A 19,862-nucleotide genomic window follows, 5' to 3' on the forward strand; every position below is an offset into this window, starting at 1 on the left:
CCAATTTCCCCAAATTTGCATTCCAAAACCATCATTTTTTCAAAATAATTTCATCAAACTCTTACCATTTACCCTATGTTTGACTATATTTTCGCCATATTATAAAAGTTATAAACCATCCGAAATAGGAAATTTTATGGCAAATAAAACCTTAAGCGGCGCAGAAGTGATCATCGAATGCCTCAAGCGTGAAGGCATCGACACAATCTTCGGCTATCCTGGTGGATCCGCAATTCCGATGTTTGACGCAATTCTTGATTCCAACATCAAGGTTGTCCTCACCCGTCACGAACAGGGCGCAACTCACATGGCTGATGGCTATGCTCGTCAGACCGGCAAGGTCGGCGTTGCCCTCGTTACTTCCGGCCCGGGTGCTACCAACACCTTTACAGGCATCTACACTGCCCTCATGGATTCCAGCCCCATCGTTGTGCTGGCCGCTCAGACCACCACTCCGAACCTGGGTAAGGACGCCTTCCAGGAATGCGATACCAGCGGTATGACTTTCGCTGCCGTCAAGCACTCCTACCTGGTCAAAGATCCCAACGATCTTCCCCGCATCATGAAGGAAGCTTTCCACATTGCACGTACTGGCCGTCCGGGCCCCGTGCTCATCGACCTCCCGAAGGATGTGACTGCCGGCGCTTGCACCGCACCGTTCACCGATCAGATGGACCTTCCCGGCTACAAGATTCCTACCTACGCTCCTGCAGAAACCGTAGAAAAGGCTGCTGAATTCCTGAAGAAGTCCAAGAAGCCCCTGCTCCTCGTTGGCCACGGCGCTATGATTTCTGGCGCAGCCCGTCAGGTTAAGGAACTGGCAGAAAAGCTCCAGGCTCCCGTAGCTTGCACCCTCCTCGGCCTCGGCACCTTCCCCACCGACCACGAACTTTCTCTCGGTATGCTGGGCATGCACGGTACTGTTTACGCAAACAAGGCTGTGCTTGACTGCGACCTGATTCTCTCCATCGGTTCCCGCTGGGACGACCGTATCACCGGTAAGCTTGAAGTGTTCTGTAAGGACGCCATCAAGATGCACATCGACATCGACCCCGCCGAAGAAGGCAAGGTTCTCCAGCCGGATGTGTTCATGTGCGGCGATGCCAAGATGGTTCTGGAACAGCTCCTGCCCCTCGTTTCTAAGCTGGACTCCGCAGAATGGGTCAAGACCTGCCAGACTTGGAAGAAGCGTTTCCCGCTGACCTACCCCAAGCAGGGTGGTCTCCGTATGCAGCACATCGTGCAGACCGTTAGCGACCTTACCCAGGGTAAGGCAATCGTCACTACCGACGTGGGTCAGCACCAGATGTGGGTTGCACAGTTCTTCAAGATCAACAACCCCCGCCAGCTCCACTCCAGTGGCGGCGCAGGCACCATGGGCTTCGGCCTGCCCTCTGCAATCGGTGCAGCATTCGGCAACACCACCGGCTGGCCCGTCTGCAGCTTCAGCGGCGATGGTGGCTTCCAGATGACCGAATTTGAACTTGCAACCGCAGCAATCCACAAGCTGCCCATCAAGATTTTCGTTCTCGACAACAAGTACCTGGGCATGGTGCGTCAGTGGCAGGAACTGTTCTACGACCACCGTTACTCCAGTGTCGACATGCAGGGCAACCCTGACTTCGTCAAGCTGGCAGAAGCCTACGGTATCCCGGGTCTCCGCATCAAGCGCGCTGCCGATGCAGAACGCATGATCCAGAAGGCTCTGGACTACAACGACGGTCCTATCGTGATCTGGTGCGAATGCGAAAAGGAAGACAACGTGTTCCCCATGATTCCGGCAGGTGCACCTTTGACCTCCATGATTACTGAACAGCCCAAGACTCAGCTGGACAAGCCGACTGGATCGACCTAATCACGGAAAGGAGATAAAAAAATGATTTCTACAGCTCATTCTATTAGCTTGTTAGTCGCAAACCGCCCGGGCGTGCTCGTTCGCATCGCTCTGGTGTTCTCCCGCCGTGGTTACAACATCGACTCCCTGGTCGTGTCCCCCACGCTGGACCCCAACTTCAGCCGCATGAACATTGTGGCTCACGGTAATCCCGAAATCTTGATGCAGATCATCAAGCAGCTGGAAAAGCTGGTTGACGTTGTGCAGGCCAAGGACCATACCAACATGAACGTGGTGGAAAAGGAACTTGCCTTGATCAAGGTTCGTTGCGCTCCGGAACAGCGTACCGAAATCCTGCAGCTCTGCGATCACTTCAAGGCTGTTACCGTTGACATGACCGAAAACTCCATGATCATCCAGATTACCGGCAACACCGATAAGATCGATGCCATGAAGAGCCTGTGCCAGAAGTTCGAAATCGTCGAATACATCCGCACCGGTAAGGTCATCATGCTCCGCGGTGAAGACAAGACTTAGTTTTATTACGCTTTGTTGACCAATTAAGAAAGCCCTCGGTTCACATTCACCGAGGGTTTTCCTTATTTCATTCCTAAGACTTTTTTAGCCAGGAGTATTTGTCAGCCAACTCAATCACGGACCTAAACAGATAACAAACTGGTGGAATCTTCAAAAGTTTGCGAAGAACGGGAATGTATTTTTTGCACTTCTGGCGAAGTTCCTCCCCCGTCATCTTCGATGCGGTAAGCGAAGCAGCAGCGTGATCCCAGCCTGCGCGAGCCCGGTCAGAATCTTCTTCTAGAATCGCCAACATCTCATCAAGATTTTGCCCAAGAGTATTGAGTATTTCTTCTTGTCTATCGGGAGATTTTCCTTTATTCATAAAGTCTCGAACCACCTAAAGGCGTCACTTTGCCAGAACTTTTTCGATTTCAGCAATGTACAAGGTGTGCATTGAATCGTTTGCGTACCAGCGATCAAGAATGCTCTTGTCGATGAAGCTTTGTTCATCAAACTTCTGGGCGAAAAGTTTCTTGCAGACCAAAACCTTCAATCATCTTGATCGGATTCTTTTGAAGTTCTTCTGCGGTAATTACATTGTAATTCATATTAAAATCCTATAACAGCTTCTGAAATTTCGTTAGCTTCGTCAGAACCATCGTCTGCGTATTCCGGGTTAAATTCTCCCCAGCCATCACTGGTGCCACAACCTACGCCTACATCAAGGCTGGCCCACTTAAAGGCTCCGAAGACTTTCTCGAAGCGTTCCATCAGTTCAGCAAAGAATTCCTCGGGCAGTTCATCTTCCACAAAAATGGATCCGTCCATGGCCATCAGGGCGCTTTCAGGCAATTCCTCAAAACGGCATTCATACTCGTCCATCATGACGTCGTCTACAGAATACCATTCGCCGCAGTCTTCACTTGGGAGCTCTGCATCAGGGAAACTTTCCATAATTTCGTCATAAACACCAGAAAGTTGGTCCGTTTCGCCTACAAAGCGCATCAAAATTCTACAACTCATATCTTCTCCAAGATTTTTTCTGCTAATAAGACAAATATAATCGAATTGCATTGTGATAAAAATAACACTCAAAAAAAATTTAACCACTTTGAGTTGCCAAAATTTCACGGAGATTACTATCTTAACAATCAAGAACTCTTTGTTCTCCTCCTAACCCCCCAAAAAAACACCCAGCCGCAAGGTTGGGTGTTTTTGTTTTCGTTTTACTTTTTCTTAACGATGCGGAAAATACCCTGACGGTTAAATTCCGGTGAATCCTTGGGGAAGGGATTCTTGGTTTCAAGACGTAGGACATAAATACCGTCTTCTTCAAGATCCACTTCAGAACCGGATTTTGCCGGAATGCCATCACCAAACAAGGCGTCTGCCACAAAAAGCAACTTGCTCTGGGCATCTTCTTCGGAAGCTGAGACACAAAGATCCGGCAAGCCAAAGCAGGCCAAGCCCAGGGTATAGAGAAGGTCTCCATTTTCTACGAAATTAATCCACGGGTCCATGGGATATTCTCCATCCCCCACTTCTTCGCGGAACCCCTCGACACTCCAGGCGGCACCGGATTGCTGCATGTAAACGCCCAGGGCGCCTGCAGAAAACATCTTGAGAATTGCCATGTTCACCTGATTCACTTCGTCAACATTCTTAGCTTCTCCCAGCAGGAACAGCAAGGATTTGTGAGCTTCGATAGCGGAAGCGGCATCGGCAGAAATATCCTGGTGTTCCCTGAAGATTCCAGCAAGTCCATCAACATGTTCCTTGCGAACCACATTAAACATGACCGTACAGCCAGGGATAATGGCAGACTTGGCATCGGCGGCCAAGGTTACATTTTCGTTGATAACCACCGGAGCGGAAGCTTCGCAGGTCATGGGAAAGGCTAATACAAACTGAGGCATAAATTCTCTTTTTATAAAGTTAGACTTTTTTTATTACGGTACCAATTTTTTTATCAAACTCTTTTTCTAAAGGATTGCAGAACGGCCTGTTTCAAAAGTTCATTTTTTGGGGTATCAGGGAGCCGAACGTCATCCGAAGATTGAGAGATCATTTGCAACAAACTACGGTCGTCAAAGTTCTTTTCATCAATAGTCAACGCAGACCTGGCTTCCGCTAAATCACGGGCAAGAACAACTTGTTCGTATTGTCCGGGAGTCGGAACAAAAATGCACTTCGCCTTGAGAACGGCCATATCCATAATGGTCGAATATCCTCCACGGGAAACAACCCAATCTGCAGATTGAATGGTTTCGGCAAAGGCTTCATCTTCCAGGTGGGTAAAGAAATCCACATTCCCTTCGTTCCAGTTCTTTACACCCAGAGCGGGACGTCCCATGATAATAGCGTGGCGTCCTTCAATTTTTGAAAAAGCCTCTTTCAGCATATTTTCAAAACGGCTTCGGGCCGGTTCCACGCCAGAAACCACGGCAACAAACTTGTACTTCGGCGCCGCCTGTTCTTTTTGTCGAGTCTCCTGCCCCGCAAATCTAGACAGGGCCCCCACAAACTTTATAGGACGGGGCGCAAGGGAAACGTGAGACATTCTTCCGGCAAAGCCCGGATATTCCGGCAAGTCAGGAACCCAGACTTCGTCAAAATGGCGCATGACGGCAGCATGCCACAAGATTCCCGTAGGTTCAAAAGCCGATAGCATCGGAGGGAACGCAATACGGCGCTGATGCGTCATGTAGATTGACTTCGCCTTCCTGCTGTAAAAACCAAATCGGTTATCAGAAAAAAGGACGTCGAAGCCATGGGACTCCACCATTTTTTCGGCATACATCCGTTCAAAACGAATCACCTTATTTAGATGGGCTCCATTTTTCAAAAGCCACAGCCCCATGTTATAGCCATGTTTCGGATATACAATATTGTAGCTGGGAGCCAGATGCTGACGCAGGTTCGGAAAGATCCGACGCAGCAATCCCGCGTTGGACTTTACCACAGCCAGTTCGACCTTGGCGCCCTGACGCAGGAACTCACGAATAACGGGCACGCACCGAGTGGCATGCCCAAGGCCCCAATCCAAAGGAGCCACTAGGACTTTCACTTAGCCTTCTCCAGCCAGATGTTGGCCCAGTCACCGTGGTCGCAATCCTTGTTTCCGCCCATGTCGATTCCCAGCACAATCGTTTTTACGCCAGCGACGTCCACATCGATAGACTGCTTTTCTGTCGGGTACAGACGCTTGCTGCGGAACAATTCACGCCCGTCGCCTGTAATGATGAAGCTGGCACCATCACCGCAAGCACTTTCGTCATCTAGACCAATAACGGAGTGCAGCACGCTATATGATGCAGGCAGCTTGAACACGATGCTGGAATTTGCATGGGAACCGATACCGTAGCGGAAGACTTCTTCATCTAGCGTTAGACGATGATGTTCTACGGATTCATTAATCTGGGGAGAGCCCCAATCCTGAGAATAACTATCAATCTTGAGGGATGAAAGAAGCAGAACATTAGGATCTTCGATAAAGAAGTCCTTAAGCACGCGCATGGTGTCGTTATCGGGCATCAGACATTCAAGGCTAGCGCGGTTCATACCGGCCCTGATTTTTGCAGAATCAAGCTGCAGCGTATCAGAATTCAGGGAGACCACGAGATCTTCCTGCAGTTCGCCGTTCAAGCTATACTGGCAGGTAATGGACTCGGGGAACATCTTGCTGACCACGAAGCTGTTGTTTTCCATTTCGGAGACAAACATATTCTGCTGGTAAGCGGACACGCCCTTCTTGGCAATGATCTTGTAAATCGCCAGAGGATAGCCAAACAGTTTAGGTTCCAGCAGGACGCGTTCATTCTTATAGTCGTTAAGGATGCCGTCAATCTGGGTCGTAGTCTTGAAGCCAACCACTCGGCTCTTGCGGTTCAATTCACCATAGCCGTCCTGGCCTCGGACCAGATAGATATTGCCATTGGAAACCTGGGACCACTTGGCGAATGTTTCAGTATCCCAACCCATGAAGGTTCGTTCGCTAAAGGCGCTGTGACCAGAAGCCAGCATCTGCCAGGGACGAGAATAGATGAAAATTGACTTTTCGGGATACGAGGCCAAAGCCGTATTCAGGTAATCTTCTTCGCCCAGCAATTTGTTCTTGTAGTAAAGCATATTGCTGCGATAGCTGTTTCCGTGATAGACCATCAGCCCCACAGACATAAGGCAAGCGATCAAGGCGACAATCTTGCCTGCGGCATCGAGACGCATTTTAGTTGCAAACTGAAGAGCATCGAAAAGGCCCAAAGCCATGATCAGGGCAAACAGCGGCAAGGCGACAAGTACGTATCGCTGGTTGATGTCGATGGTAAAAGTTCCAGACACGTTAAACATGATTACGAAAATCTGGAGACAGAACGTTAGACCGAGTAGCAATCCCTTACGGTAACGCTTAAAGGCAACTGCACGAACCAGAAGCCACACCGTTGCCACCAACAGGATAATGGTAAAACTGGTATAGAAGGGGTTCATCATAATGCCGCCGAAGGAGGGGTCTTCCTTCAGGTTCAGCATGACTTCAATATTAGTCTTCAGATTGAACCACAAGTTTTCAAAGGAATGAGCGGCGTGCTCCCCACCCTGGAAATCATAACCTCGATAAGCGGCCATGGTATTTACAGAGGGCCAGCTGACGGTAATTACCGCCAGAACAAAGAGGGGCAGACGATGTACCTTTTCCAGGAAATACTTATGATAATAAAGGGCAAAGGGAATAAACGCAAAAACGGTTTCCTGACGGGTCTGGGCAAAGAAGCCCAATAAGGGAACAGTCAGCATGAAATGTTTCCAGTTCACCTTGTTGGCGGGAACAAAGGCGTACCAGGCCATAAGTACCGAGAGCAGGAAAATATAAAGCACTTCGGTAGACGCGGAACGGGCCTGCAACAAGTATATAGGCATACCACCCAGGAATGCTGTTGCCGCCAGGGCCGTCCAGCCATTCTTAAACCATTTTGATAATGCCAGGAAGAAGAACAGCAGGCTTAGCAAATAGAACGGATAATTGACCAACAAGGCCGTATCGCGATTCGGTTCTGCAAAGTTAAACACCAGGGAATAGACAAATCCTAGAGCCTTGCCCTTGAAGTTATTTACTTCATTCTTGCAATCCAGAACGTCGCCATTCCAGATACCTTCGTTGCAAATTCCCCCTGTATGCTGGAAATACATCTGCAGGCCCATAGACTCCCAGCTAGTTTCATCACTGAGGACCCGGTGGGTATTTCCGATGTTTCCAAACATGAAAACAGAAAAAATCAAGGTCACCAGGACAAAGCCGCACATAGGCTTTCCTGAGGGCAGGAACGACTTCAAATGCTTAGAGGTCGAAGGGATGTTTATAACGACACCGACCAACAGCAAAATGAAGGTCAACAAGATGGAATAATAACCCCAGTCAATATCCCAACGTCTAGCGAAAGGAACTGTCAGGTTGTTAAAAATCAAGAAGGCTACAACCATAACCGCAAGCGTTGCTGCAGCAATGGATGCTTCCTTCTTCCCAAGGTTAAGGGAGGCGAACCATTTTTTCATGGACCCAAATCTAGAAAAGATTGGATCTTATCTAATCACGAACTTGCGGATGACTTCGGCAATTCCGCCATGATTGTTGTCTGCTTCGGTAATGTAGTCTGCCTTGGACTTGGCAATTTCGGATCCGTTGACCATGGCAACGCCAAGACCGGCGGCCTCGATCATGGGACAGTCATTTTCTTCGTCACCGCAGGCAATCGTATCGGACAGAGGGACTTTATAGAAATCCGCCATGAATCGAACAGCGTCACCCTTGTTGGATTTCAGGTTTGAAAATTCCAGCATTTCAGGTTTGCTAAAAACGTCAAACAGGTTGCCGGCAGTGGTTTTACGCATTTCGGTTCGGAATTCTTCGAGGCTTCCGTGTCCGAAGGGGGTAATGACGTTCACCTTGATGGGAGACGGCTTTATGACCACGTTGATAGGGACTGCGGGGGCAACCGGAGCCGTTTCACTTTCTAGAGAGGCGAAGTACTCCACAACGTTGTCTACAACGAGGTAGTCCATCATCATCGTTTCGCAGTACTTTTTCAGTTGGTCCGTCTCATATTCTGAAATAACCAGGTCACCGGCATAGGTATGGGCGTGCATACCACAGGAATGGGCGGCATCCATAATGGACTTGACGGATTCTACGGGAATACGTCGGGTAAGGATCGGCTGCTCGGTGGCACAATCGTAAATAAGTCCGCCATTAAAGCTGACCAGGAAAAAGCCAGGTTTGAAGAATCCATACTTCTTGGCCAATTTTTTAGCACTTGTCAGTGGACGTCCAGTCGTAATAAGGAACTTGTTTCCCTGATCCAACATATGCTGAATGGCAGCCATATCCTCGTCAAGGATAAGCTTCTCGTCGGTCAGCAAAGTACCGTCTAGGTCAGAGAAAAGGATTTTCATACAGGCCCCTTAAAGCTGGTCCAGGAAGCTTTCGGCATCCATTTCATCCAGTTCCTTCTGGAGGGCCGCCAGGGATTCGTCGGTAATGGGAGCCTTAGGTTCCGGTTCCCTTTCTTCGGCGATAGCATTGGAAGCATCCACCATCTGACGGAGTGCATCGGCAACTCCAGCCAGGGAGCCATCACGGCTAACGGCGGCCTCTATGGCGCGACTTAACTTTTTGCGTAGGTTTGCAAATTCATCGCGATCCAGTTCGCCCACTTCCCCGTGACAGTACATCAGGGGTGTTTTGCATTGGGCACAGCAAAAGACCATCATATTAGCCTTTTCGCCCTGAAGTTCAACATCAAAAGAGGCGCCACAGTGAGGGCAATCAATATGCAATTTTTCCATAGAATACAATTTAGAAAAATAACAGAACGAACAAATGTTTTTAAATTTGACCTACCTATTTGATGTGTGTATGAGGACCCGTATTTTTTCTTTTTTTGTAAAACAGTTTTTTGTTAACTGATAACTGAATTATGCTTTGCCAGTGGCTTTATCACTTAACCAGCATTGATCTTTTCGACGGCCGTCTGTTCCGCGCAGGTGTTGCCGCCATGCTTTCCATCATCATGGTCATGGTTTTCATGCCCATTTACATCCGCAAGTTGCAGGCGCTGGATGCCACTAGCGACTTCGACAAGGACGGAAAGAGCAAATCTCCCCCCATTATGGGCGGTCTCCTTCTTGTAGTCGTGGTAGAAATTGTCTCCCTCCTCGTTTGCAAGATGAACGGCTACACCATTTCGACTCTGGCCGTGCTGGCCGCCTTCTCTGCGGTTGGCGCCATCGACGATATCGCCAAGGTACGAGCCAAACGACTGATCAAGCTGGGCAAGCTCACTGCAGCCGACTATATGGACAAGGCCGACGGCATTTCCAGTTCCCTGCGTCTGTTCCTGTATTTCCTGTTTAGTCTGGTGGTGGCAATTTTCTGCTATAAGTTCATTCCCGAACTTAAGGGCGACCTGACCATCCCCTTCTGCCCCATCAACGTTTTCCAGATTCACCTGCCCAACTGGATTTTCGTGGGCTTCATGACTTTCGTCATTGCGGCTTCCGCCAACGGAACCAACTTTACCGATGGTCTAGACAGCCTTGTTTCTGTGCCTATTCTTTCTAGCATGGTTTTTGTCGGTCTGGTGGCCTACGTCAGCGGCAACTTCATTTTCAGTAACTACCTGCACGTACCCTACCTGCCGGGTTGCGATGAACTGTTCCCCCTGGCCATGTCCATTGCAGGCTCTCTGCTGGCTTACTTATGGTTTAACAGCCCTCCGGCAGAAATCTACATGGGCGATGCCGGTTCCGTGGGCTTCGGTGCAGCTATCGGCATTATGTTCATTCTCGTGCAGGCAGGTCTCTTCCTTCCCATCGTCTGCATCATCATCATTGCTGAAGCCTGCTCCGTGCTTCTCCAGATTACCTGGTTCAAGATTACCAAGAAGGCCTTTGGTGAAGGTCGACGCATTTTCCTTTGCGCCCCTCTGCACCATCATTTCCAGAAGAAGTGGGACGGACGTTTCCCCAGCAAGCCCCTGATGAATTCCAAGATCGTGTGGAGAATGCACTTGATCAGCATCTTCGCCTTGATTGTCAGCATGGTGATTTTCTTCGGTATTAGGTAACTTGATAATGGCAGATATTATTGAAGTTTTGAAGGCAGCCGGTCAGGACGACCTGCTGAAGCATTTGGAAACCCTGAGCGGCGATGCCCGCAAGAATCTTGAACGCGATATCGCAAGCCAGGACTGGAACGAACTGAAGGCCCTGCACGCAGAAAAATCCGCCGCTAACTTAAGCGACAATGTTTCTGCAGACCTGCAGCCTATGCCTTTCAAGATTGCAGCAGATGACTTACGCTACGACTTCTGGAAGGAAACGGGCGAAATTCTTCTGGGCAAGGGTCAAGTAGCCGCATTCCTGGTAGCCGGTGGACAAGGTTCCCGCCTTGGCTTTGAAGGTCCCAAGGGCATGTTCGACATCGGCATCCCCAGCCACAAGAGTCTGTTCCAGCTGCAGGCAGAACGTCTGCAGAACTTGGCAGCCCAGGTAGGCCATCCCATTCCCTGGTGCATTATGACTAGCCCTCTCAACCACGAGGCCACAGTCAACTTCTTTACCGAAAATAATTTCTTTGGCATGGACCGCCAGAACATCCGTTTCTTTGAACAGGGCACCATTTGCGCCTTGACTCCCGACGGAAAGGCTGTGCTGGATGGCGAAGATCATCTGGCCCTGGTTCCCGATGGAAACGGAGGTTGCTTCCGCGCCCTGGCCCAGAGCGGTTCTTTGGCATGGCTCATTGAGCGTGGAGTTCGTTACGTGTTCCTCTACAGTGTCGACAACGCCCTCTGCCGCATTTGCGACCCTGCCTTTATTGGCGCTCTCGCCAGCGAAGGCCGCAGCATGAGTGCCTCCAAGGTTGTTCCCAAGGCCGGCCCCAACGAAAAGGTTGGCATTTTTGCCTTCCAGAACAAGAAGCCCGGCGTCGTGGAATACAGCGACCTTCCCGAAGAATATCGCGACATGAAGAACCCCGACGGAAGCTTGACTTTCGATGGCGGAAATATTGCCGTTCACCTTTTCAAGTTGGAAGGTCTTCGTAAGCTGCAGACCAGCAAGCTCCCCTGGCACACTGCCCGCAAGACCGTTTGCGGCATTGAACAGTGCTGGAAGTTTGAACAGTTCCTGTTTGACGCATTCCCCCAGCTGGGAACCATGATGCCCTTCGGTGTTATCCGCGAAGAGGAATTCAGCCCGGTTAAGAATGCCGAAGGAAACGACAGTCCCAAGACCGCCCGTATCATGATCGGTAAGCTCCACAAGGAATGGCTGAAGAAGGCTCACTGCGAAGTGAAGGCCGACAAACTTTACGAAATCTCCCCCGCCCTTAGCTATGCCGGCGAAGGACTTTCCCGCCGAGTTTTCGAACGCGAACTGGGTAAGAGCATCCTGGAGTTTGACGAAGAATAAGCCCCGCAAAAGTGAAGCTGACCTTTTACAAAACAGCCTTGAATATTTTGCTGCGAATGCCGAACTGGTTTTTCGCAGCTCTTTTTATTGTGGCATTTCCCATATACAAGGCTCTTCACCAGAAGCGGGCTTACGGGAGAACGGTCGCGCATTTGCAGAAAGCAAGAGCCTTTAGGGGTTTTACAGCAAAGTGTACCGCAGACGATGTTTTCCGGGGAATCTACTGGAACGCCATCGATTCTTACCGCGGGCTGGCACGACTTAAGCGAACCACAGACAGGATCGTCTACGAAAACGAAAACGTCATGATGGAAGCCTTGACCCGCAGTAAAAGTTCTGACGGAACGCCCCTGCCCCTTGCCGCAATCAGCATTCATCAGGGAGCCTTTGAATTATTGCATCGCAGCCTTTGCCGTTACAGCGACAACGTCCACCTGATTACGGATTCCGTCGGTGACGAAGCAACGCGACAACTTCTGAAGGAACTGCGCAGTGATGAACATCTGACAGAGTATCACCCCGACGAACTGTCCCAACTGTTGCGGAACCTATTTGCGCCGCCAGCAAAGTTGAACAAGAAAGGAAATGCCATTCTCGCCATGGTGGTGGATCAAGGGCGCCATACCAAAGGCTGTACGGAAACGCTATTCGGAATGCCAAGCACGCTCTACCTGCGACTACCCGAAAAAGTAAACCAGATGGGTGCGGGTATCGTCACCTTCCGCACCTTCACCCGCGCAGCAAGCAACTGCGAAGGGTCCCGCGAAAAAGGGTGTCGCGGCAATCAACACCGCGGCAAGAACGAAATCGTCATCCGTTTTGAAACGTACTATCCTCCGAAATTTGATCAGCGGAATAATTCCACGGATCAAATAAAAATTAGCGGTACCAGCCTAACGTCCAGTATCGCCAAAGAAATTGAAAATTGGATTTCTGAAAATCCGTCGGAATGGAGCTGGAACTACCACGGAAATTTTCGCGTGTAATTCACAGCATTCTTAATAAGTCAAGCCGAAGCCGTAAGGGAACAGGCCCTTCTTTCCGTCGCCATCGTTAATGGGAATTTGCTTGGCGTCTTTGGGCCAAGTGTGAGGCAACTTGCCCGTAGGCTTTACATCACCGAAAAGAACATCGGCAACGCCAGCACCTTCGCTACCCGGAAGCCAAGCCATCACGAAACCATCAACGGCATCGATCAACTTGGTAATAGGCAACGGACGGCCAGCCACCAGAACGAGAATCACCTTCTTGCCAGCAGCCTTCCAAGCCTTGATTTCCTTGAGGTTCACGTCGGTACTTTCAAAGTGCGTGGTGTGGGAACGTTCCGTTGTAAACAACTTATTATTAAAATCCTTTTCACGGAAATCGCCGAACCATTCAGCATAAGGGGATTCACCAATCACATAAAGAACCGTATTGGCACTGTCAGCAGATTCTACACGAGCGCCCTTAGCCACCTGATCTACGCCAGCCAAAATGGAAGTTGCACCAGGAACTTCGCCACGGGTTCCCTGCCAGCCCAAAGTCCAGGCACCACTCTGAAGACCCGTATGGTCGGCATGAGATCCGGTCACAAAAATCTTGCCATCCTTAGCCAAGGGCAGAATGCCTTCGTTCTTCAGAACAACAAGACTCTTCTGCACGGCTTCACGGGCAATGGCGCGATGTTCTGCGCTACCGATATTTTCGACAACGCCCACATACTTTGCAGGACCATTGGGATTTTCCAGGCGGCCTGCGCGAATCTTCACGCGAAGAATTCTACGGACAGCATCCTTAATACGATCTTCGGAAACCTTCTTATTCTTCACCAATTCCGTCAGAGTGCTTACGAACGATTCCGCAGAAGACGGAACCATGGCCAGGTCAATGCCTGCGTTAACGGCACGGCGAATAGCCTCTTCGCTGGAAATATTGGTAATCTTACCAGAGTAATCCCCGGCATTGCCCGGAGTAATGGAATGCTGGATACCTTCCCAGTCAGCAACCACAAAACCGTCAAAGCCAAGTTCCGTTTTCAGCCAACCTGTAAGGCGCAGGGAATCCACATGCTGATGAACTCCGCGCACCGTATTGAAGCTGGCCATCACACTCTGGGCGCCCTGTTCTACAGCAGCAATGTAAGGCGGCAAATGGGTTTTACGAATCTGGGCGTCAGTAGCCTTAACGTCGCCGCGATCCCATCCCTTGGCCGTACCACCGTCACCAATAAAATGTTTGATGGTTCCAGTAACACGCCATTCTGCGTCAAAATGATCCCCCTGCAAACCGCGAAGGTATGCGGAACCCAGTTCAATGGCCAATTCCGGCTTTTCGCCAAAGCCTTCGTAAGTACGGCCCCAACGTTCATCCTGAGGAACGCTCAAGGCAGGAGCAAAATTGTAGTCAATGTGAGCCGCCCACATTTCTTCTGCGGTAGCCTGGCCAATACGGCGAACCAGGGCAGAATCTCGAGTAGCGCCAAGACCAATGTTATGGGGGAACACCGTGCCATTAATAAGGTCAGCGGCACCATGAACGCAATCCTTTCCATAAGTCACGGGAATCTTCTGAGCCCAGGCATTCTTGTAGAATTCAGCAGCGTAAGCGCCACCGCCCTGAAGAGCAGAACCGCAAATGCTATTACCACAATTTACATGAGGAACCAAGGCCTGAGTCATCTGGGCAATCATGTCATCGATGGTCATGCCAGACATCAAAGAGTCAATCTGGTCTTCGATGGGATCGCGTTTCAAAATAATCTTGGCCGGGTTCTTGGGATCGACGACAGCGGCCACAGACAAAGTTTCCGGCAAGAAACCGGTCTTGCGGACAATCAAAACCTGAGGATCGGCAACCTTGTCCTTGATAGTGAACTTCCCCTTAGCATTGGAAAGGGTGCGGGCATCGGGTAAAAGATTGGGCAAGGTCTTAATGCTAACCACAGCATCCTTAATGGGTGCGCCAGATTCATTAAATACAGAACCTTGAACAGCAGCGTTGGCTGCTGTGCTCAAAAACAAGGTAACAGCAGCAGAAAGGAGACGATTTTTCTTCATATCCTAAATTTAAGCAAAATCAGGTCTAAATTCACTAAAAATACACCGAATCAAGTGTACAATTGAAAACAAAGGATTTGACAGGCCTCATTTTTGGGTATATTGTATAAAAAGGTGTAATTATGGGATGTTTGAAGAATTGGTTATTTGGCGGATTAGTGTTCGCTCTTTGCTGCACGTCCTTTGCAGACATAGTCTATCAGGGAAAGCGAGTTCAAGCTTGGCCCGACGAAGCAATCACAAAGTTTGACAACTCGCGAGGCGCCTGGAAAAATTCAGGGACGACAAGCGTGATGTTTGCTCCACCAATGGAAAAAAGCCACTACTCCTCCCCCAAGGGGAAAATCTACGGCCTCACCCTATTGGTGGACTTTTCAGACCAAACCGCCCCTGTCACCAAGGAAGAGATTTCTGACTGGCTGAACAAGGAAGGTTTCAACCGCGATGGTTGTAACGGTTCCGTCCGCGATTACTATCTGGATGTCTCCAATGGCCAACTGGATTTTACCAACGAAGTCTTCGGCTGGTATCGAGCAAAGTATCCCAAGTCTTATTACGAAGAACTGGAAGGATATTCCGGTTCCGATGTTTTGGTCAAGGAAATATTCGAGTACTTCGATTCCCAAGTGGATTACTCCCGCTACGACAACGACAAAGACGGCATTACCGAAGCCATCAATATCGTGTACGCTGGTCCCGGTCTAACATGGGGACAGGGACTTTGGCCTCACGCCGGCTGGTCCAACGAAATTCGCGACGGCGTCCGCCTGCAAAAGCACCAGATGACCGACATGCCGGGCAAATTTTCCATCTATGTTTTCATTCATGAAAATGGACACATGGTCTTTGGCTGGCCCGACCTTTACTGGTACGGTGACTACTGCACCATGGGCAACCGCGCAAACGACTGGAATCCGGTTGCAATCAACGATTTCTACCGCGCAGACCAAGGCTGGATTCCCTTTGTAGATGTAACCGCAGAAGATCTCGGCAAGATTTCTACAACTGCAGGGGAACAATGTTACCGCTTCAAGAACCCGAACCGTCCCGACAAGGAAGGCTTAGTCTGGTCCTACGTTAAAAACGATGGACGAAACAAATCGCTGACAGGCAGCGGCATTCTGATGCAGCACTACGACTTTTCCATCTCTGGGAATTCTGCCGCAGATAAACTGGGGCTGCGAATTGTACACGCAGATTCCAAGGGCAACAGCAGCGATCCCGAAAACGACCAGTGGCCCTCTCCCGGCAGCAGAACCAGCGCATTCTTTAATGCTACAAATTCCTACAGTGCATTTTCAGATGCGCTCTACCCGGCAATCCGCTGGTACAGCGGTGCAGAAACTGGGCTGAAATTTACAGATGTCAGTGTCAGCGGAAACAGCCTCAGTTTCTGCCTCGGTGGCGATTGCACCGATTACAATGCAGAACCTTTCGTAGAAACCGAAATCACCCTCGCCACCGAATTGCCCATCAGCGACAGCTACGCCCCCGTGACCGTCGATTTGCAGGGAGCAAAGGTCGCCGAAGCTCTCGGAATTGCACAAAACGAAATTGCAACCAAGGCAAGTTTCTACGCCGTTGAACCCGATGGTTACCTGAACAGCGAAACCACCGGCGAAGGCACCGGCCACTGGTTTGACTCCAAGGGCGCCGTTGCCAAGTGGAATACGAACGGCCCCAGTATCGTATTCTCCAACGTGAATCTCAACACCATGACCACCAAGGTTGGACACATGCCTAACCTGGTAAAGCCGGGTGACACCTTCACCATCAAGCAGGCTGTTGTCTACAAAAACAAACAGGTGTCATTCACAATTACCATAAAAATTCCCGTCGAAGAAACCGGCAGCGATTCTGGCGAAAATTCTGGCAAGGATTCTACAGTTGTTTCAGACTCCAGCACCACAGCCATCGCCCAGCTTCGCCACAATTCTCTGGATTTGTCCGATGCCACAATCCAGTACTTTGACATGAACGGAAACGCCCTAAAGGCTTCCCCCAAGCAGACAGGCGTCTACCTAATGCGCGTAACAAAAAACGGAAAGGCACTGCGCCAATCCGTTATTCGAATCCGTTAATCCACCAATTCAAAGAACATTAAAAAAGGGCCGCACCAGCGACCCTTTTCAAGTTCGTAACGACAGTGCCGGCTACTTCTTGATGGCCGCCAGGAAGTCCTTTAGGCGCTGGTCCTTGGGATTGTCAAAGATTTCAGCAGGAGTGCCGTCTTCCTTGATAATTCCGTCAGCAAAGAACAGCACGCGATTAGCCACTTCGCGGGCAAAGCCCATTTCATGAGTCACTACCAGCATGGTCATGCCGGACTGAGCCAAGTCCTTCATAATCTTCAGAACTTCGCCCACCATTTCCGGGTCCAAGGCGCTGGTGGGTTCATCAAATAAAATGGCTTCAGGATTCATGGCGGCGGCGCGGGCAATAGCCACACGCTGCTGCTGGCCACCGGAAAGCTGTGCAGGATAATGATCCCCACGATCAGCCAAGCCAACACGTTCCAACAATTCCTTGGCAAGTTTTTCCCCTTCAGCCTTAGTCACACGACCAAGCTTAACGGGAGCAAACATGATGTTTTCTAAGGCAGTCATATTCTTGAACAGGTTGAACTGCTGGAACACCATGCCTACACGGGCACGGATAGTGGGCTTAGAAACCTTCTTGTCAAGAATGCTCTTGCCGTCCAGCAGAATATCGCCGCTGGTAGGCTTTTCCAGCAAATTCAATTGACGCAGGAAAGTGGACTTACCGCAACCGGAAGGTCCGATAATGGCCACCACGTCACCCTTATGAAATTCAACATTGATATTCTTCAGGATCTGCTTTTCGCCGTAAGACTTACAAAGATCCTTCACTTCGATCATTACTTGCTTTTCACTCATTGTCGCACCTCCTTAACGTTCGTTCTTCTTCAGTCTCTGTTCAAGACGGGAGACGCAAGCGGAAAGGCCTGCCACGATGATGAAGTAAACGATAGCCACAGAAATCAACGGGAACATGGCTTCGTAAGTCAAACTACGGATAATGTCGCCGCCGCGGGTTAAGTCAGTCAAACCGATGTAGCCGCAAATAGAAGTTTCCTTGATGAGGGAAATAAATTCGTTAGTCAAAGCCGGCAGAGAATTCTTGAATGCCTGGGGATAAACCACATGGATCATCACAGTTCTGAACTTTAGACCAAGACTGCGGCCAGCTTCAATCTGCCCCGGATCCACAGCCTTAATGCCACCGCGGATAATTTCAGAAACGTAGGCACCGGAGTTAATACCGAAAGCGATAATCGCCACCAGCAACTTATTCACGTTCACGGAGGCAAACACGATGTAGTAGATAATCAACAGCTGGACCATCATAGGCGTACCGCGAATCACTGCCAGGTAAGCCTTGCAAATCCAGTTGCCAATCTTGCACTTGCCGTTAAACTCGTGGTTCACGCGGACCATGGCCACAATGAAACCAATCAAAATACCGAGAAGTGCTGCACAGAAAGAAATCACCAAAGTATTGCGGAGACCTTCGCCAATATACTTCCAGCGGTTATCCTTGATGAAGTTCTTGTGGAACTTTTCGCCAAAACTTTCCTGGGAGGCTTCCACTTCGCCAGTACGGACCAGAATCACCACCTTGTTGTCCACCAGCTTATCGGTGAAGTTAATGGACTTCTTACGTTCTTCCGTAACGGTAAAACCAGAAAGACCAATGTCTGCCTTGCCAGAACTTACTGCATTAATGACCGCATCAAATTCAATGTCCTGGATTTCCAGCACGCGGCCCATCTTATCGGCCAGGTAGTAAGCCAACTCGATTTCAAGACCGACGATGAATTCACCTTCATGATATTCATAAGGCGGGAACTGGGCGTTGGTAGCCAGCACCAGAGGCTTTCCTTCCTTCACCTTCTGGGTGTAATGGTAAGAACCGGTGCCGCCAATATATGTAGCCATCAAGGAATCAAAAATGCCGTTTTCATGCATTTCCTTCAAAGCCAGATTGAAGGTATCCAGCAAGCCCTCATTACCCTTGGCAATAACACCTGCGTAGGTTTCCTCAACGAAAGCTTCATCCAAAACGCGGAGAGTGGGATTCTGCTTCACAAAGAAAATAGCCGGCTGATCATCCAGAAGAACAGCATCAATCTTGCCCTGCTTCAAAGCCTGAACAGCATCGGCCAACTTGGTGAAACGTTCCACATCGATCTTGGCAGTATCGCCACCATATTCAGAAGCATAAATATCGGCGGTGTTACCAATCTGCACACCCACCTTCTTATGACCAAGATCGCTAACTGCAAAAACCTTATTGTCAAGTTCGCTAGCCTTAACATCGCTGCGAACCATGACGACCACCTTATTATCCACCAGCTTGTCGGTAAAGTTAATGGACTTCTTGCGTTCCTCAGTAACAGTGAAACCAGACAAGCCAAGGTCAGCCTTGCCAGAACTTACCGCATTGATTACAGCATCAAATTCAATGTCCTGGATTTCCAGCACGCGACCCATCTTATCGGCCAGGTAATAAGCCAACTCGATTTCAAGACCGACGATGAATTCACCTTCGTGATATTCGTAAGGCGGGAACTGGGCATTGGTAGCCAGCACCAGAGGTTTTCCTTCCTTCACCTTCTGGGTGTAATGGTAAGAACCGGTACCGCCGATATAAGTAGCCATCAAGGAATCGAAAATGCCATTCTCGTGCATTTCCTTCAGCACCAGGTTGAAGGTATCCAAGAGACCTTCGTTACCCTTGGCAATAACGCCAGCGTAAGTTTCCTCGACAAAAGTCTCTTCCAGAACGCGGAGAGTGGGATTCTGCTTCACAAAGAAAATTGCCGGCTGGTCATCCAGAAGAACAGCGTCAATCTTGCCCTGCTTTAGAGCCTGAACAGCATCGGCCAACTTGGTGAAACGTTCCACATCGATCTTGGCAGTATCGCCACCATATTCAGAAGCATAAATATCGGCGGTGTTACCAATCTGCACACCCACCTTCTT

At 49.6% G+C, this 19,862-nt stretch carries 18 protein-coding genes; 7 read left to right on the plus strand and 11 right to left on the minus strand.

Annotation, left to right across the window (positions count from 1 at the left end):
- Positions 1-136 precede the first annotated feature (136 nt).
- Together ilvB and ilvN are read left to right on the plus strand one after the other, a co-directional pair.
- The gene (gene ilvB / locus B7992_RS12695; RefSeq protein WP_073156416.1) at positions 137-1,855 is read left to right on the plus strand and encodes a biosynthetic-type acetolactate synthase large subunit; all 1,719 of its coding nucleotides are present in this window, start codon (positions 137-139) and stop codon (positions 1,853-1,855) included.
- A 21-nt stretch (positions 1,856-1,876) separates the two neighbouring features.
- Positions 1,877-2,371 (plus strand): acetolactate synthase small subunit, encoded by a 495-nt coding sequence (gene ilvN / locus B7992_RS12700; RefSeq protein WP_073156413.1) that lies wholly within the window; start codon positions 1,877-1,879, stop codon positions 2,369-2,371.
- 73 nt (positions 2,372-2,444) lie between these two features.
- Here the strand turns inward: ilvN and B7992_RS12705 are convergent, their stop codons facing one another.
- From B7992_RS12705 to B7992_RS12735, 8 genes are all read right to left on the minus strand, one after another.
- A complete protein-coding gene (locus B7992_RS12705; protein ID WP_073156410.1) occupies positions 2,445-2,735 on the minus strand; it encodes a hypothetical protein in 291 nt (96 codons plus the stop codon).
- Positions 2,736-2,759: 24 nt separating this feature from the next.
- A complete protein-coding gene (locus B7992_RS16755) occupies positions 2,760-2,906 on the minus strand; it encodes a hypothetical protein (protein ID WP_158535404.1) in 147 nt (48 codons plus the stop codon).
- Positions 2,907-2,962: 56 nt separating this feature from the next.
- Positions 2,963-3,376 carry a hypothetical protein gene (locus B7992_RS12710; RefSeq protein ID WP_073156407.1) on the minus strand — a complete coding sequence of 138 codons (414 nt, stop codon included), beginning with the start codon at positions 3,374-3,376 and terminating at the stop codon, positions 2,963-2,965.
- 203 nt (positions 3,377-3,579) lie between these two features.
- Positions 3,580-4,269 (minus strand): hypothetical protein, encoded by a 690-nt coding sequence (locus B7992_RS12715; RefSeq protein ID WP_073233966.1) that lies wholly within the window; start codon positions 4,267-4,269, stop codon positions 3,580-3,582.
- Between the two features lie 53 nt (positions 4,270-4,322).
- A complete protein-coding gene (locus tag B7992_RS12720; protein WP_254917707.1) occupies positions 4,323-5,366 on the minus strand; it encodes a glycosyltransferase in 1,044 nt (347 codons plus the stop codon).
- A gap of 50 nt (positions 5,367-5,416) precedes the next feature.
- Entirely contained in the window at positions 5,417-7,900 is a 2,484-nt protein-coding gene (locus tag B7992_RS12725; RefSeq protein ID WP_073283119.1) for an NPCBM/NEW2 domain-containing protein, read from the minus strand.
- A gap of 27 nt (positions 7,901-7,927) precedes the next feature.
- Complete coding sequence (locus tag B7992_RS12730; RefSeq protein WP_073156395.1) at positions 7,928-8,797, minus strand: Cof-type HAD-IIB family hydrolase; 870 nt, start codon at positions 8,795-8,797, stop codon at positions 7,928-7,930.
- Between the two features lie 9 nt (positions 8,798-8,806).
- On the minus strand, positions 8,807-9,190 hold the full coding sequence (locus B7992_RS12735; RefSeq protein WP_073233972.1) for a hypothetical protein: 384 nt from the start codon (positions 9,188-9,190) through the stop codon (positions 8,807-8,809).
- A 131-nt stretch (positions 9,191-9,321) separates the two neighbouring features.
- On the opposite strand from B7992_RS12735, the gene B7992_RS12740 reads away from it, so the two are divergent.
- The 4 genes from B7992_RS12740 to B7992_RS12750 are packed head-to-tail and all read left to right on the plus strand — an operon-like array spanning position 9,322 to position 12,804.
- Positions 9,322-10,470 carry a phospho-N-acetylmuramoyl-pentapeptide-transferase gene (locus tag B7992_RS12740; RefSeq protein ID WP_073156392.1) on the plus strand — a complete coding sequence of 383 codons (1,149 nt, stop codon included), beginning with the start codon at positions 9,322-9,324 and terminating at the stop codon, positions 10,468-10,470.
- A 7-nt stretch (positions 10,471-10,477) separates the two neighbouring features.
- Complete coding sequence (locus B7992_RS12745; RefSeq protein ID WP_088666447.1) at positions 10,478-11,818, plus strand: UDPGP type 1 family protein; 1,341 nt, start codon at positions 10,478-10,480, stop codon at positions 11,816-11,818.
- Entirely contained in the window at positions 11,805-11,993 is a 189-nt protein-coding gene (locus tag B7992_RS17215) for a hypothetical protein (protein WP_249269463.1), read from the plus strand. Before B7992_RS12745 ends, B7992_RS17215 begins: the two co-directional genes overlap by 14 nt.
- A complete protein-coding gene (locus B7992_RS12750) occupies positions 11,971-12,804 on the plus strand; it encodes a lauroyl acyltransferase (protein WP_254917709.1) in 834 nt (277 codons plus the stop codon). The genes B7992_RS17215 and B7992_RS12750 overlap by 23 nt, the downstream gene beginning before the upstream one ends.
- 12 nt (positions 12,805-12,816) lie before the next feature.
- On the opposite strand, the gene B7992_RS12755 is transcribed toward B7992_RS12750, so the two are convergent.
- Positions 12,817-14,856, minus strand: coding sequence for a glycoside hydrolase family 3 N-terminal domain-containing protein (locus B7992_RS12755; protein WP_088666448.1), 2,040 nt, complete (start codon positions 14,854-14,856; stop codon positions 12,817-12,819).
- A gap of 308 nt (positions 14,857-15,164) precedes the next feature.
- Here B7992_RS12755 and B7992_RS12760 point away from each other — a divergent pair, with 308 nt between their 5' ends.
- Positions 15,165-16,937 carry a M6 family metalloprotease domain-containing protein gene (locus B7992_RS12760; protein ID WP_254917710.1) on the plus strand — a complete coding sequence of 591 codons (1,773 nt, stop codon included), beginning with the start codon at positions 15,165-15,167 and terminating at the stop codon, positions 16,935-16,937.
- A 72-nt stretch (positions 16,938-17,009) separates the two neighbouring features.
- Here the strand turns inward: B7992_RS12760 and B7992_RS12765 are convergent, their stop codons facing one another.
- On the minus strand, positions 17,010-17,753 hold the full coding sequence (locus B7992_RS12765; RefSeq protein WP_073156380.1) for an amino acid ABC transporter ATP-binding protein: 744 nt from the start codon (positions 17,751-17,753) through the stop codon (positions 17,010-17,012).
- Between the two features lie 12 nt (positions 17,754-17,765).
- The coding region (locus B7992_RS12770; RefSeq protein WP_254917711.1) for an ABC transporter permease subunit at positions 17,766-19,862 on the minus strand (2,097 nt) is incomplete at its 5' end.

It is taken from the genome of Fibrobacter sp. UWH1, from assembly GCF_002210365.1.
Taxonomy (GTDB): Bacteria; Fibrobacterota; Fibrobacteria; order Fibrobacterales; family Fibrobacteraceae; genus Fibrobacter.

Coding starts and splice junctions, on each gene's coding strand:
- ilvN (WP_073156413.1), top strand. CDS start 1,877: ATGATTTCTACAGCTCATTCTATTAGCTTGTTAGTCGCAAACCGCCCG.
- B7992_RS12710 (WP_073156407.1), bottom strand. CDS start 3,376: ATGAGTTGTAGAATTTTGATGCGCTTTGTAGGCGAAACGGACCAACTT.
- B7992_RS12765 (WP_073156380.1), bottom strand. CDS start 17,753: ATGAGTGAAAAGCAAGTAATGATCGAAGTGAAGGATCTTTGTAAGTCT.
- ilvB (WP_073156416.1), top strand. CDS start 137: ATGGCAAATAAAACCTTAAGCGGCGCAGAAGTGATCATCGAATGCCTC.
- B7992_RS12725 (WP_073283119.1), bottom strand. CDS start 7,900: ATGAAAAAATGGTTCGCCTCCCTTAACCTTGGGAAGAAGGAAGCATCC.
- B7992_RS12740 (WP_073156392.1), top strand. CDS start 9,322: ATGCTTTGCCAGTGGCTTTATCACTTAACCAGCATTGATCTTTTCGAC.
- B7992_RS12730 (WP_073156395.1), bottom strand. CDS start 8,797: ATGAAAATCCTTTTCTCTGACCTAGACGGTACTTTGCTGACCGACGAG.
- B7992_RS12715 (WP_073233966.1), bottom strand. CDS start 4,269: ATGCCTCAGTTTGTATTAGCCTTTCCCATGACCTGCGAAGCTTCCGCT.
- B7992_RS12705 (WP_073156410.1), bottom strand. CDS start 2,735: ATGAATAAAGGAAAATCTCCCGATAGACAAGAAGAAATACTCAATACT.
- B7992_RS12745 (WP_088666447.1), top strand. CDS start 10,478: ATGGCAGATATTATTGAAGTTTTGAAGGCAGCCGGTCAGGACGACCTG.
- B7992_RS12760 (WP_254917710.1), top strand. CDS start 15,165: ATGGAAAAAAGCCACTACTCCTCCCCCAAGGGGAAAATCTACGGCCTC.
- B7992_RS12735 (WP_073233972.1), bottom strand. CDS start 9,190: ATGGAAAAATTGCATATTGATTGCCCTCACTGTGGCGCCTCTTTTGAT.
- B7992_RS12755 (WP_088666448.1), bottom strand. CDS start 14,856: ATGAAGAAAAATCGTCTCCTTTCTGCTGCTGTTACCTTGTTTTTGAGC.